Here is a 12,469-nt window from a genome sequence, read left to right on the forward strand (position 1 = left end):
CCGCATGGTGCCATCGGTACTTTCGAGCGACATGCTCCGGCGAATTCCGGGCAGCGAACTGGTCATCTACCCCGACTCCGGGCACGGCGGCATCTTCCAGTTCCACGACCGCTTTGTTCCCGTAGCCCTCGAATTCCTGGGCCGCTGATGTGGCGCCCGCTGATGCTTCGGCCCGCTGAGATGGCGCCGCTGATACGGTAGCTCCATGCAGCCTGCGCCCCAGACCCTTGGCCGACGTGAGCGGAATAAGCAGGAAAAGCTTGACCGCATCACCTCGGCAGCCCGTGAGCTTTTCACCCAGTACGGAGTGGATGAGGTCACCACCCAGCAAGTAGCTGAAAAGGCCGACGTCGGTTCGGGAACCTTGTTCCTGTACGCGAAGACCAAGGCGGAGCTGCTTTTGTTGGTGCACAACGTCAAGTACGCCCAAGCGCTGACCAAAGGCGTGGACGCAGCGTCCGCTGAAACGGCAGTGCTGGATGCTGTGATGGCCATCATCCGGCCCATCATCGAGTGCAACCGCGTCCAGATCGAGAACGGCCGGACTTATCTGAAGGAAATCGTCTTCGGAGATCCCTCCGAGCCGCACCACGCGGAGGCGCTGTCCCTGACCATGCGCACCGAAGAAGCCATTGCCGACGTCCTGGGCCGGGATAAGAAATTGCTGGCCCGCGACCCCGCGAAGCTGGCGCGGATCATCTCGTCCATCATGTTCATTAGCATGACGTCCTCGGCCACCATGGAAATGACAGACGCCCAGGTTGGCGACGAGATCCGTGATCAGATCAGCGTGCTCCTGGGCGCCTGAGGTCTTGGCCGTGGCGGGATTTAGCGGTTGAGGAATGCCACGTGCTGGCGGTGGGCTTCCTTGACCTGCTCGCGGATAGTGTCCACGTCCTTGGCCTTGTTGCGGTACTTCAGCGGCATCTGGACGATCTGTGCCTCTTCCGCGGTGAGTGCGCGGTAGATGCGTTCGCGCTCGTTGGCGTCGGCCGTGTAGTCCAGGTCCAGGTAGTCCACGGCGTGGCGGCGGGCGTTGTTGATGGCCGTCTGGGCCTTGCCCGCCGGGCTGATCAGTGAGAGCACCACGGTGACGATCAGGACGCCGATGATCACGCTTAGCGAGAGGCCGGTGCTGATCTCGATGACGTTGACGTGCTCGCCGTCGTTGATGAACGGCAGGTTGTTCTCGTGCAGGGCATGCAGGATCAGCTTGACGCCGATGAACGCGAGGATGGCTGCCAAGCCGTAGGAGAGGTAGATGAGGCGGTCCAGCAGGCCGTCAATCAAGAAGTAGAGCTGGCGCAGGCCCATCAGCGAGAACGCCGTGGCGGTGAAGACGATGAATACGTTCTGGGTCAGGCCGAAGATTGCCGGGATGGAGTCGAGGGCGAACAGGATGTCTGTGCCACCAATGGCCACCATTACCAGCAGCATGGGAGTCAGGGCGCGCTTGCCATTGACGGTGGTGAAGAGCTTGTCGCCGTCGTACTTATCCGTAGTGTGGAAGAGCCTTTTGGCGAGCCGGATCATGAAGTTGTTCGCTTGATCGTCACCGTGGTCGCCGGGCTTGAGCAGGTTGCCGGCCGTGAGCAGCAGGATGAGGCCGAAGATGTAGAACACCCACGCGAACGAGTTGATCAGCGCGGCACCCAGGAAAATGAAGCCGGTGCGGGCGATCAGCGAGAACACGATGCCGAAGAGCAGGACCTTCTGCTGATCCTCACGTGGCACCCGGAAGCTGGCCATGATGATCAGGAACACGAACAGGTTGTCTACCGAGAGGGCCTTCTCCGTGATGTAGCCGGCGAAGTACTCGGAGCCCATTTGGGCGCCGCCGAAGACCAGTACCAAGATGCCGAAGACCACGGCCAGGCCCACGTAAATGGAGGACCAGATGGCCGCTTCCTTGAGTGAGGGGACGTGTGCCTTGCGGATGTGGAAGAAGTAGTCGAAGGCCAGAAGCGCCAGAATGACGACGATGGTGATGCCCCAAATGAGGGGAGAGACGGTCATATGATCCTGCTTTCGTGAGGCGCGCGAGTGGTGTTGCTCACCGAGGGTCAAACTCTTTGTCTAAATTTACCGGGAGTGGTGGTTCGCGCGCTAACTAGGCTGTCATGGGAAAGTACTTGACAACTTGGAAAGTACTTTCTTAGGGTGAGGTTATTGATCCGCACAACTTTGGGGGAAACCATGAACGAGACCACCGGCAGCATGACACCAGCTGAGGCACGCGAACTCCTTGCGAGGGCCGACTCGGTGGGTGCTTCATCCATCAACGCAGCGGCTTGGCCCGTGGCCGTCATGTTCACCAGCCTGGCCATCATGGGCTCGCTGCTGATGATCGGGATGCACATTGTGACTCACACGGGATACGGCGCTGCCTTGCTGGCAGGCTCCGTAGGCGCCTGGGGAGCTATCACCGCGAGCATCTGGCCTATGTTTCAACGCTCCACCAAGGCCGGGTACACCAAGCGGTTCCTGACCTCTCTTCTGGGGTACTTCGGGCTCTATGTCGTGGCCCTCGTGTGCGGCGCTATCTTCTTCCCGACCGGCAACGTCTGGTTCTACATCCCGGCCGCTATCGCCCTGGCCGCCATTGGCCTCGCCGCCGCCTTCCGCGAGCTGCGCGCATGAGCACCCCGGCCGAACACCCGCGCCACCAGCTCAACGAGGTAGTGCATTCGCCGGTTCGGTTCTCCATCATGGCTGCGCTGGCCAAGGCGGAGTCGTTGGACTTCAAGGACCTGCGAGACGCCATCCAAGTCAGCGATTCGGTGCTGAGCAAACAGCTCTCCATCTTGGAAAAGGCTGAGTTCGTTAAGATCAAGAAGAGCTTCGCGGGGAAGTTTCCGAGGACCTCTGCCAGCCTGACTGCCGCGGGGCGGGACGTGTGGGCGGCGCATTTGCAGACGCTGCGGGAGATTGCGGGCGGCTGACTGCTTGCGCTCCGTAAAGGGTACGACGGCGGCTGGTTGCGTGGGTGGGTTCAGCCTGCCGGGACCATCTGCCACAGGTCCTGGTTGTGTGGCCGGTGCCAGAACTGTCGCGGGCCTTCCGTTTCGCGGGCCACGTCCGTGAGCCAGATGGTGCTGCCGGGATCCCAGCCTGCGATGACGCTTGCGGTGTCTTCGTCTGTTCGTAGGGGCCGGCCGGCAGTGCTGAGGTAGCCGGCAACGGTGAGGTGTACGGCATCCCATTCTTTGGCGGCCCGTTCCCAATCGGGGATGACCCAGCGGCCATGACGGCCAGTGGTGCGGAACCAATCGTGACGACGGGACGCAGTGACCTCCAAGGGGAAGTCCCTGCACAGCTTGATCCAGTCCTCTTCTGTGCTGATCTCCAAAATCCGGCCTGTTCCGGCGACGGGAATCACGGTGGCTTCCTCCCAGCCGAGGGAATCTTCAACCAGGCCGAGCCCGTCGGGGATCCGCGCCACAGTGTGGATCAGTCCGTGGGGGATCGACCACCATTCGCCACTGAAGTTGGCGTCAGGGTCTTGTGGCCGTTCCTTGGCCGCACGGATTTCTTCGGCCCGTTCCTTTCGTGCCCATTCGGCCAGGGTGTGTTGAGGGTTTCGGGGGAGCGGTGCGGGATCTGCTTCTGCACGCCAGTCGATGGCCCATTGTCCGGGCAGGGCATTCTGGTCCCACCACTGGGTTGCGGGTTTTCCTTTCAGGCTCTTGGCGATATGCGCCAGGGACTCTGTGATTTCCTCGGTGGCGGCGAGGACGTCTTCGCCGTCTGGTTCTTGCCAGTACCTGGCGGTATCTACTGCGCGTTGAAGGGCGTGGTGAATCAGCTTGGTGGTGATGGTCTGAAGATCCAAGGACGTGATCAGTGCCGCGAGTTCATCCACGGTTGGCTCCGGTGGGGGAGGTGGGGCCTCTCCGGAGGGATTCATCGTCAAGAGTCTTCGTGACGTACCGGCGCCGGGATCGAGGTTGTATCCGAGGTGGAAGACGGCGATCCGGATGTCCTGGTCCAATTCCATGGCCAGTTCGAGGCAAAGGCGGCGGCCTCGGGGGCCTTGCAGCAGTGAACTCATGGCACTAGAGGGTTCTGCGAAGGCGTATGCCTCCGCTCATGTTTGTCAGCCGCGGCTTCGCGTACAGCCACACCACAACACCGAACAGCGGCACCACGAAGAACAGCAGCACCCACAGGATCCGCGCAATTTGGTCGAGGCCGTCTTGGCGCAGGACATCGAAGATTGCCCAAATGTTCGCTCCCATCACGAACACCGCGGACAGTCCCGCCAGCAGCACCAAGACCCATTCCCAAGCTTCCATGTCATCCCCCTGAACCAGCAGCTTCCGTACAAAGTAACACTCACGCTGCAGACGTACGACGCCGGAGCCCGCCTTGGGTGCCTGCCGTTGACTGACGCTTAGGTTGGGTCAGATGAGCGCGGTCATGACGTTCCAGCCTTCCCCGATCTTCTTTCTGGGTTCGAGGTGACGGCTGCCGACCCCGGGGTAAAGCCAAAGGTCTCCGTTGGCGTCCCGGGCGATGATCTGTGAGTAGCCGGGGTAGTTGCCGTCGAATCTTCCGGTGGCGATAATCGCCGTCATGGCATTCCAGCCCTCGCCCACCTGCATGCGGGGCAGCCACCCGCCCTTGCCGTCGCCAGGGTAAAGCCACAGTGCTCCGCTGGTGTCCCGGGCCATGACGTCCCGCTTGCCGTCCTCGTTGAAGTCACCGCGGCCGATCAAAGCCGTCATCACATTCCAGCCGACACCGATTTGGCTCCGGGGTTTCCAGCCGCCGGCGTGGTCCCCGGGGTACAACCAGAGTCGGCCTTCCGCATCGCGGGCGATGACGTCGGCGCAGTAGTCGCCGTCGAAGTCGCCCGGACCCATGATTGCCGTCATGGCATTCCAGCCGACACCCACTTTGGTTCGTGGTTTGAGGTACCCGTAACCGCCGGGGTAGAGCCACATGTCGCCGTTGCTATCCTGGGCAAGGATGTCGTCGTTGAACTCGCTTTGGAACTTGCCTGCACCGATGATTGCAGTCATCACATTCCAGCCCTCGCCCATCTTGAAGCGGGGCTTCTTCCAGCCGCCTTGGCCATCGCCGGGATAGACCCAAAGGTCGCCGGCAGTATCCCTTGCCAGGACGTCGTCGTTGTATCCGGTGTTGATGTTGACGTAGTCCCAGTTGTTTGCCGGGACGTTCGCTGCGCGTGTGCCCGGCTGGGCTGCCTGTGCTGGAAGTGCTGTGGTGCCCAGGAGCAGGGCCCCGATCGCGGCCAGAGTTGTCCCTATGAAAAGTGGGCGCCTTGGTTTTCCCTGTGTTTTGTGGCAGGAATTCTTGGTCGACTTTGATCGGAACATCACTGTTACCCCCATTAGCAACATCGTCATCACGCGATGCAACGGAGCCTAGTCCTGCTGGGTGGCTTTTGTTAGGGGTGGGAGGTTCGGACTTTTGACCGTCAGGGTAGGAGCACCTAGACGCTGTGTTTGAGCACTCATTTTCGGGCTTTTCGCCACCTATTTTGGCCCTGACAGCACCTAGTTTCGCGGATTCTGACACCTAGAGGGCGATTTGTGGGCGCAGGCTGTGGGAGTCAAAGCAATTCCGTTTTCAGGGGGAGAGTTTGTGCCGGCAACGACGATGAAGACCAAACAGTACTCGATTACGTTGTCACTCATCCTGGGGGCGAGTGTGGTGTCTGTGGGGCTGGTTCCTGAGCCGATGATCTTCGTCGTCGGCATTTTGTTGTTGATGCCCCTCCTTGCCGCAGCCCTGCACTACAAGAAGTGGGGGTGGGTGCCGTCCGATTCGGCGGAAGCGGGCATGGCCGGACTCAGCGCTGGTTGCGTAATGGTGACCCCGTTGGCGTTGCTTCTCAGGGGACACCCGTTGAGTTTTGTACTGACCCCTCTTCTCAGCATTGCTGCGATCCTCGGAATGTACCGTGAGCTCACCACGCGCGGGCGCCTTATTTGCAGGAGCAAGCGGTGAAAAGGACTCCGCATCCACTCCAAGTAGTGATGTTCTTCGTCATGGCCGTCAATTTCGCGGTTTGGCAACCTCTCGCATGGTGGCGTGCCGGTGCTGCTGTTCTCATGCTGGGTTTCGGTTGCTACGGCGTTTATGAGTTGCGGCGGCGCAAACGTACGGCATCCCGGCAGGAGCCCAACGAGGTTGAGTGACCCAGATGGCCCGTGGACTGATGTCCGCGGGCCATCTCGTTGTTAATGGGTGTTTCCGTCTGGGCGAAGGCGATTCTGCAGATCGGGGTCACCGAAGCCGGCCACAAAGCCGAAGTCGTGCTCTCCGTTGTCCGGAGGAAGATCGCGCTCCAGTTTTAGTGCCGTCGTCGGTGTGAACAGGGTTTTCGCGATGCCGCTTTCACTTTCGAAGGTGAAGGACCCGAAGATTGTCCGGTCTACTCGGTGCCTCAGGAGGAGTGTCGTGTCCGAGCCGTTCACTTCACAAGCGACAGGGTGGTAGTCGTCCAGTTGCCGACCCCAGATGGGTAGGGAGAGTGGGAATGAAAGCTGGACGGCTTCAGGAAACGAAAACGGAATGCGTTCAATGGAGAGGCCGTAAGGATCATCGACGCCGTCGGTCTGGATGATCAGTCTTCGGGGGTCGAAAGTTCGCGTGCGCCCGTCCGGCAGTTCCTTAGCGGTCCACATGAAGGCCCTGGGGTGCACCGAGATGGCATAACTCATCTGATGGTTGCCGCTTTGGAAATACGAGGTGCCGGTGTAGGCGCTTGCCTGCCCGCCGCCCAGCGCTTTGCCGATTGCGATCGCCAGTTGCTCAGAGGAAGTGTCCACGACTCATCCTCGCATGGGTGACACTACCCGCTTAGGAGGGTTCGCCGTCGTGGTTTGTTAGCAGGAACTTGCGCAGCAGGTTTGCCAGTTGTGTCTGCTCAGTCTTCGAGAGGCCCTCGAGCATTTTCTGTTGCTTCTCAACGTGATGCTCCACCACGTCATCTACCAAGGTAAGTCCCTCGGGCGTGAGGCTGATGAGGAGTTGCCGGCGGTTCTCGGGGTTGGTCTCGCGATGAACCAGGCCGCGGTTTAGGAGTCGGTCCACGCGGTTGGTCATGGCCGCCGAACCGATCATGGTGAGGCTGGCGAGTCGCCCTGGCGTCAATGGAGCTTCGGCAGCCGACCGGCGCAGTGTTGCCAGGACGTCGAACTCCCAGGGCTCAAGCCCGAACTGGTTCATGAACTTCTGCACCTCGAGCGAGGCGAGGCGACTCGCCCTGTTGAGCCGGCCCAGAACGCCCATGGAGCTGACGTCCACGTCGGGTCGCTCCGCGTTCCACTGCTCAAGAATCATGTCCACTGCGTCGCGGTCCATCGTCCTCCCATGCTTGACCTCAAACAGTACAGCACCTACATTGTCTTACATCAAATAGTTTGACATCGAAATGTATGGAAGTGAAAGATGAGCACATCTGCAGCGGTTGCCAGCAGGGCGGAAGTTGGGGCTTCCAAGGCATCCCCTCGCGACCTCTTTATCACCGCCCTTGCCCCGATGGTTTGGGGCTCCACCTATCTGATGACCACGGAGTTCCTCCCCGCCGACCGGCCGCTCCTGGCTGCAACCGTGCGTGCCCTGCCAGCTGGGATCGTGCTCATGTTGGTCACCCGAACGTGGCCGCGGGGGAGTTGGTGGTTCAAAGCTGCGGCGCTTGGCGCGCTCAACATCGGGCTGTTCTTCTTTCTCCTGTTCTTCACCGCGTATCAACTGCCGGGCGGGCTCGCCGCGCTGGTCATGTCCATCCAGCCCTTGTTCGTGCTCTTACTCGGCGTGCTGTTGCTGGGGGAGAGGATCCGCAAGGCGCACATCATTGCCTGCGCGGTGGGAGCCGCGGGTGTCGGCTTGCTAGTGCTTCGATCCGACGCGACGCTGACTTCTGTGGGTGTGCTCGCCGGGATGGCGGCGGCGCTGAGCATGGCGGCCGGCATAGTTCTCACCAAACGTTGGGGAAGGCCCGACGGCGTGGGGCTGCTCGGGTTCACTGGCCTGCAGTTAGCGATGGGTGGGGTGATGCTGCTGCCCGTGACGTTGGTGGTTGAAGGGCTGCCTGCGTCGGTTTCCGGACCCAACCTGGCGGGCTTCGCCTACCTCAGCGTCATCGGGGCACTGGCCGCATACGCAGTGTGGTTCCGGGGCATTGAGCGGTTGCCGACGATGGTGGTGTCGTTCCTGGGATTCCTGAGCCCGCTTGTGGCTACCGCGCTGGGGTTTGTGTTCCTGGGGGAGTCGTTGTCGGGGTGGCAGTTGGTCGGCGCGGCGTTGGTGCTGGGGGCTGTGGGTTTGGTGCAACGGCCTGGGGGGATGGGCGCCACCTACCGCCACGTGAAGCGGTTGTCTCCACGTGGGACAAGAACATCGACGAGGACCCGCAGAGGTGCAGATACACGGGTCTTTGTGCGAACGCAGGCCGGTGCACTCGTTGTCGCCAAAAAGCAGACTTAACACGTGGCCACCTGCTCTGATGGTCCGTCGTCAGTTTCGTCTATGTCAGCGGTCCGGGCGGGACTCTGGCTCCGCTAGACCGCTCTCCTTAGATTCTCTGTCCGTCTGTAGCTCAATGATCGCAAGTGCAAGTTTCCCAATTGTTTCTTCATACTTATCGCTGGATGGGTCGATTCCTAGGGTACGGAGGGCTTCCCTGCGCCGTTGGCTCTCATCAAGAGCCCCTGCTAATGCATCTAATACGGAGACCATGATTGATTTCATTTTGCTGCCAGGGGCTTTCATGTTGTTGCTCCCGGATTATTCTGGCGATTCTTTGCTTGCTGTAACTCAACCTTTGTAGTCACGGTTTCACCGCGATCGCGGGGAAAACAGTCAGGGATCCGTCGCTGTCCCGTTCGATTTCGATTGCTACATCAGCGTTTTGGCTCCCCGCGTAGGTGCCCTCGCCTAGATCCCGTAGGCGATAGGCTGCACTAAGTAGTTTGTCTACCTCACTAGATGTGAATGCTGGCACTCGGAATCCGCGCGGGCGCCTCAGCTCAAGTTTTGACAACTGTTGAAGAATTGAACTTATGCGCGCCTCCAACTCGTCAACGCTTTTTTGGGTTTTGTTTAGTTTGCTGATGAAGCTCTTAAAGAGATTATTCGGATTCTTCTGGGCGTGATCGACTGCCTGAACGACAAGAACCCTGCGCTTGAGAGCAATCGCCAGCCGCGCGATTTCCAATTGCGCCCGGAATCGTCCGCGCTCTTCGTCGATGCCAGGAAAGGCTTTGGTCAGCTCCTCTAGATCGATTGGACCGTCAACGCCATCAAGGGCAGCCTCCCAGTTTCGGAGCCGAGTTCGAACTGTGGTGAACGCCTCGTTGATGGCGTGTACCGCCGAATCGAGTCCGAGTGACAGGCCGAGTTCGCCTTCATCGAGAAGGACCGACGTTGCGGCAGCGACGGCGTCACCGCATGCCTCTAACGAAGTATGTTCCTTGACGAGCTTTTCGTCGTTCAGCTGCTCTAAGAGGTCCGTTATTTTTTGGATGGCTTTTTGACGCTGATGATCTGCGTAAGCGCTGACGCCGACGGAAACGGCCATGAGCACCAGCGGTGCGGCAACGGTCAAGGTTCCGGCACTCGCGACGGCCACACCAGCAGTTGCGGCTGAGCCAGTTGCTGCCCCAGCAGCAGCTGTCGCTCCAGTGGCTACAGCTGAAGTTGATGCCAGACCCGTAACTGGCACGAATGTGGCATTGGCTACAATGCCAGCGGAGTCGCGGAGTGCGCTGTATACACCTCCTGCAGCAGCCGTTGAGGCCATCGGTTTGACCAGCCCCTGGCCTAGCTGCGCAGCGACTTTTGCAGGGACTACCATGCGATAAAGTACGTCACCCGTTGCGGCAATATTGACTGTCGGCGGTGCCGACTTAGCCGTATGCGCGGCGAGCTGCGTCAAGTGCTGTGCGAGCGGGCTGGCTGCGTTGAGTGCGATGCCGTTGGTGCGGGTTCGCATGGTAGATCGCGGATGAATTTCTAAGGTTGCGATGGAGGAATCTGCCAGAGCAGCGAGCACTGTACGCAGTTCTGTGAGCCGTGCCGAAGTGAGGGTCTCGTCGGCGAACAGTTGGGGCACGGTGACCGGCTCTGTAGCCAAGGTCCAAACTGGCACAAGTGCATTACCATCGGCTGTCATTGTGAATGTCCTTGCTCAAAAGGTGGAAGTCTAAATTAGACTATTTCGGAATCGATGCAGCTGAGGCATGCTATCGCTTTTCAACCTAAATTGTATTTGCCTCGGCCCTTCAATGATGTAGTGATGTGTGCTTAGAAGAGTCAGCGGAGGTTAACGCTCCCTCCAAGCGGAGCGAACGCAACAGCCAAGTATTTTGTACCGGATGTCCATCCTTAGCCAGCCTCTTGATGAACAGCCATACCTTGCGATTTGCCGAACATCCACAAGACGACATCCATGGTGCGAAGATCGGAGATGTCGTGGTCAATCGCTGCCCTCCTACGAATCATTCTTAGCCGCTCGGGTAGGCCGGAACCGTCGGTTAGAACAGAGTGCCAAGTCTCCCATTGGCCGTCGCAGGTCGGATGGCCCATGAGTGGTCCCACTACCGAGTCGAAGATTGGGATGAGCCGTGGGCGCTTTCTCGCCATGACCTTACTGGCGGTAGTGGGCCCAATTCCCCAACGATAGGAGTCACTGCCACGCAGCAGACGCCACAGTTGATTCGCCGGACTCTGCGAGCCCAGGACTTCGGCATACTCGTCAGGGGCAACAGCGGAGAGATCCAAGTCTGTCGGTATCCGTTTGAGGAGCTCTGACACCTCACCGGCATGGGTTTCGATGAGTCCGATTGCAGCTCTCGCAGTCACCTGTACGGATAGAAACGAAACAGCGAGGACGTCGTCTGCAGTGATGATATGCGCGACTTCTCCTTTATCGCCCCCACCTGCCCAATCGTCGAATCGGCTTCCGGTCTGCGGGAGGTCGTTACGGTAAAGCTTCGTGTAGTACTCACCGACCAGTGCAGCGGCTTCATCGATTTTGCTTTGTGAGAGGATTTTCGGCAATGTCATGTTTGCTCCTTTTGGTCTCCGCGGTCAGGCGGATGCGGAATCTTCGACTGGAGTTGTGACGCCGCCGTAGTAGTGTTCCCTGAGACGTCGACAGCGCTCAGGGTCTTTCAGGAGCACCAAAGTCTTGGCCTCAATCTGGCGGATTCGTTCTCGTGTAACGCCGTAAATTTGCCCTATGGCATCCAGCGTTTTCTGTTCACCGTCCGTAAGTCCGAAGCGCAGGGCGATCACTCCAGCCTCGCGCTCCGTCAGCGTATCCAGAACCGCATGAACCTCGGCCGTCAACTGCTCTGCGGCAATAACCTCATCAACGTCCAGCGGATAAGGATCGATAAGCTGGTTAGCAAGGCTCTCCATCCCGCCTCTGCCGTCCGGTACTAGAAAGTCCAAGGAGAGAACTGACCTGGACGCGGTGAGAAGGTGCTCTACTTTTTCGACAGTGTTGTCCGAAAGCTTCGCAAGCTCCGTTACGTGATGTTTGATCCCGGCGCGGTCTGCTTCCCGAAGGATTCCCTGAATCTTGTTGACCTGCTCCACGATGTGGACCGGAAGCCTGATGAGGCGTGCCTGATCAGCCAAAGCCCGCGTAATTGCCTGGCGTATCCACCACGTGGCATAGGTAGAGAACTTGAAGCCAAGTGAGTAATCGAACTTACAGGCCGCACGATGCAGGCCGATGTTGCCTTCTTGTATGAGATCAAGGAAGTCCATGCCTTGTCCGGTGTGGCGCTTTGCTATGGAAACAACAAGACGGAGGTTGGCGCTGATGAGGGAGTGCATGGCGCTTTCCCCGAGCTGTGCGATTTGAGTTAGCTCGCGGGAGAGCTTCCTGCTGCGCCAAGCCGTATCGTCTAGTAAGTGCTGAGCGTAGAGACCGGCTTCGATCTCACGTGCGAGTTCAACCTCTTGCTGTGCTGTAAGCAAATCTGCTTGCGAGGCCCGCTTCAGGTAGTCCGCGACGCTGTCGTCGCTGTAGCCCGAGATGTCTCCGAGTCCTTCGAGCCAACCGTCATCCTGAAGATCGAACGCGGTGGGTGCATCTGATTCGGGCTCCTTGGGGACAGCGGGGACAGTTGATGCAGTTTCTGCCACAGAAGTCCGTGGCTCAAAAACTGCCTGGCCCTCGGAAGCAATAGGGGCCGATACTTGCACCTTTGGACGAAGGAAGTCCTTCAGTTGGTCAAGTTCGTGCTTGATATCGAAGAACTCCACGTGATCAGCAAAGGGCAGGACTTTCCCCAGGAACTCTTCGCCCTGAATGTCAGGGTCTTCCACGGTGCCCTTTGAATAGAGGACGACGAGGCGGCCGGCGCGATTATTTGCCTTCTTGCGGATGACGCGGCCGAGCCGCTGCACCATCTGACGTTGACTTCGGTTGGCGGCGACGATGATGCCAAGGTCTGCTTCCGGGACGTCTATACCTTCGTCG

16 protein-coding genes are annotated in these 12,469 nt (G+C 59.4%); 7 read left to right on the top strand and 9 right to left on the bottom strand.

Translation table 11 applies throughout. The features are described from left to right. Together HP499_RS25165 and HP499_RS13485 are read left to right on the top strand one after the other, a co-directional pair. Positions 1–148, top strand: a 148-nt coding sequence (locus HP499_RS25165; RefSeq protein ID WP_375154255.1) for an alpha/beta fold hydrolase, incomplete at its 5' end; no start/stop codon positions are given. Between the two features lie 57 nt (positions 149–205). Then, positions 206–808 (top strand): TetR/AcrR family transcriptional regulator, encoded by a 603-nt coding sequence (locus HP499_RS13485; RefSeq protein ID WP_172324554.1) that lies wholly within the window; start codon positions 206–208, stop codon positions 806–808. Positions 809–828: 20 nt separating this feature from the next. Here the strand turns inward: HP499_RS13485 and HP499_RS13490 are convergent, their stop codons facing one another. After that, complete coding sequence (locus HP499_RS13490) at positions 829–2,016, bottom strand: TerC family protein (protein WP_172324555.1); 1,188 nt, start codon at positions 2,014–2,016, stop codon at positions 829–831. A gap of 180 nt (positions 2,017–2,196) precedes the next feature. Here HP499_RS13490 and HP499_RS13495 point away from each other — a divergent pair, with 180 nt between their 5' ends. Further along, complete coding sequence (locus HP499_RS13495) at positions 2,197–2,640, top strand: hypothetical protein (RefSeq protein WP_172324556.1); 444 nt, start codon at positions 2,197–2,199, stop codon at positions 2,638–2,640. Beyond that, positions 2,637–2,942, top strand: a complete 306-nt coding sequence (locus HP499_RS13500) for a transcriptional regulator (RefSeq protein WP_172324557.1) — start codon at positions 2,637–2,639, stop codon at positions 2,940–2,942. Before HP499_RS13495 ends, HP499_RS13500 begins: the two co-directional genes overlap by 4 nt. Before the next feature lie 50 nt (positions 2,943–2,992). Here HP499_RS13500 and HP499_RS13505 read toward each other — a convergent pair whose 3' ends face one another. The 3 genes from HP499_RS13505 to HP499_RS13515 form a co-directional block, all read right to left on the bottom strand. Beyond that, entirely contained in the window at positions 2,993–4,051 is a 1,059-nt protein-coding gene (locus HP499_RS13505; RefSeq protein ID WP_172324558.1) for a hypothetical protein, read from the bottom strand. A 4-nt stretch (positions 4,052–4,055) separates the two neighbouring features. Continuing rightward, entirely contained in the window at positions 4,056–4,295 is a 240-nt protein-coding gene (locus tag HP499_RS13510) for a PLDc N-terminal domain-containing protein (protein ID WP_091550959.1), read from the bottom strand. Positions 4,296–4,403: 108 nt separating this feature from the next. Beyond that, on the bottom strand, positions 4,404–5,357 hold the full coding sequence (locus HP499_RS13515; RefSeq protein ID WP_172324559.1) for a VCBS repeat-containing protein: 954 nt from the start codon (positions 5,355–5,357) through the stop codon (positions 4,404–4,406). Between the two features lie 268 nt (positions 5,358–5,625). On the opposite strand from HP499_RS13515, the gene HP499_RS13520 reads away from it, so the two are divergent. Both HP499_RS13520 and HP499_RS13525 read left to right on the top strand, forming a co-directional pair. Continuing rightward, entirely contained in the window at positions 5,626–5,976 is a 351-nt protein-coding gene (locus HP499_RS13520) for a hypothetical protein (protein WP_172324560.1), read from the top strand. After that, positions 5,973–6,167 carry a hypothetical protein gene (locus HP499_RS13525; RefSeq protein ID WP_172324561.1) on the top strand — a complete coding sequence of 65 codons (195 nt, stop codon included), beginning with the start codon at positions 5,973–5,975 and terminating at the stop codon, positions 6,165–6,167. The genes HP499_RS13520 and HP499_RS13525 overlap by 4 nt, the downstream gene beginning before the upstream one ends. Before the next feature lie 42 nt (positions 6,168–6,209). On the opposite strand, the gene HP499_RS13530 is transcribed toward HP499_RS13525, so the two are convergent. Both HP499_RS13530 and HP499_RS13535 read right to left on the bottom strand, forming a co-directional pair. Continuing rightward, positions 6,210–6,800, bottom strand: coding sequence for a hypothetical protein (locus tag HP499_RS13530; protein WP_172324562.1), 591 nt, complete (start codon positions 6,798–6,800; stop codon positions 6,210–6,212). 31 nt (positions 6,801–6,831) lie between these two features. Continuing rightward, on the bottom strand, positions 6,832–7,335 hold the full coding sequence (locus tag HP499_RS13535) for a MarR family winged helix-turn-helix transcriptional regulator (protein WP_172324563.1): 504 nt from the start codon (positions 7,333–7,335) through the stop codon (positions 6,832–6,834). Positions 7,336–7,422: 87 nt separating this feature from the next. On the opposite strand from HP499_RS13535, the gene HP499_RS13540 reads away from it, so the two are divergent. Beyond that, on the top strand, positions 7,423–8,460 hold the full coding sequence (locus tag HP499_RS13540; RefSeq protein ID WP_253951573.1) for an EamA family transporter: 1,038 nt from the start codon (positions 7,423–7,425) through the stop codon (positions 8,458–8,460). A 343-nt stretch (positions 8,461–8,803) separates the two neighbouring features. Here HP499_RS13540 and HP499_RS13545 read toward each other — a convergent pair whose 3' ends face one another. From HP499_RS13545 to HP499_RS13555, 3 genes are all read right to left on the bottom strand, one after another. Next, complete coding sequence (locus HP499_RS13545) at positions 8,804–10,147, bottom strand: hypothetical protein (RefSeq protein ID WP_172324564.1); 1,344 nt, start codon at positions 10,145–10,147, stop codon at positions 8,804–8,806. Between the two features lie 212 nt (positions 10,148–10,359). After that, positions 10,360–11,040 carry a DUF6308 family protein gene (locus HP499_RS13550; protein WP_172324565.1) on the bottom strand — a complete coding sequence of 227 codons (681 nt, stop codon included), beginning with the start codon at positions 11,038–11,040 and terminating at the stop codon, positions 10,360–10,362. A 24-nt stretch (positions 11,041–11,064) separates the two neighbouring features. Further along, positions 11,065–12,399 carry a sigma-70 family RNA polymerase sigma factor gene (locus tag HP499_RS13555; RefSeq protein WP_172324566.1) on the bottom strand — a complete coding sequence of 445 codons (1,335 nt, stop codon included), beginning with the start codon at positions 12,397–12,399 and terminating at the stop codon, positions 11,065–11,067. Positions 12,400–12,469: the final 70 nt, after the last annotated feature.

Origin of the sequence: Paenarthrobacter sp. CM16 (assembly GCF_013179505.1) — a bacterium.
GTDB lineage: Bacteria > Actinomycetota > Actinomycetes > Actinomycetales > Micrococcaceae > Arthrobacter.

Coding starts and splice junctions, on each gene's coding strand:
- HP499_RS13535 (WP_172324563.1), bottom strand. CDS start 7,335: ATGGACCGCGACGCAGTGGACATGATTCTTGAGCAGTGGAACGCGGAG.
- HP499_RS13545 (WP_172324564.1), bottom strand. CDS start 10,147: ATGACAGCCGATGGTAATGCACTTGTGCCAGTTTGGACCTTGGCTACA.
- HP499_RS13505 (WP_172324558.1), bottom strand. CDS start 4,051: ATGAGTTCACTGCTGCAAGGCCCCCGAGGCCGCCGCCTTTGCCTCGAA.
- HP499_RS13540 (WP_253951573.1), top strand. CDS start 7,423: ATGAGCACATCTGCAGCGGTTGCCAGCAGGGCGGAAGTTGGGGCTTCC.
- HP499_RS13495 (WP_172324556.1), top strand. CDS start 2,197: ATGAACGAGACCACCGGCAGCATGACACCAGCTGAGGCACGCGAACTC.
- HP499_RS13520 (WP_172324560.1), top strand. CDS start 5,626: ATGAAGACCAAACAGTACTCGATTACGTTGTCACTCATCCTGGGGGCG.
- HP499_RS13510 (WP_091550959.1), bottom strand. CDS start 4,295: ATGGAAGCTTGGGAATGGGTCTTGGTGCTGCTGGCGGGACTGTCCGCG.
- HP499_RS13550 (WP_172324565.1), bottom strand. CDS start 11,040: ATGACATTGCCGAAAATCCTCTCACAAAGCAAAATCGATGAAGCCGCT.
- HP499_RS13515 (WP_172324559.1), bottom strand. CDS start 5,357: ATGGGGGTAACAGTGATGTTCCGATCAAAGTCGACCAAGAATTCCTGC.
- HP499_RS13485 (WP_172324554.1), top strand. CDS start 206: ATGCAGCCTGCGCCCCAGACCCTTGGCCGACGTGAGCGGAATAAGCAG.
- HP499_RS13555 (WP_172324566.1), bottom strand. CDS start 12,399: ATGGTGCAGCGGCTCGGCCGCGTCATCCGCAAGAAGGCAAATAATCGC.
- HP499_RS13490 (WP_172324555.1), bottom strand. CDS start 2,016: ATGACCGTCTCTCCCCTCATTTGGGGCATCACCATCGTCGTCATTCTG.
- HP499_RS13500 (WP_172324557.1), top strand. CDS start 2,637: ATGAGCACCCCGGCCGAACACCCGCGCCACCAGCTCAACGAGGTAGTG.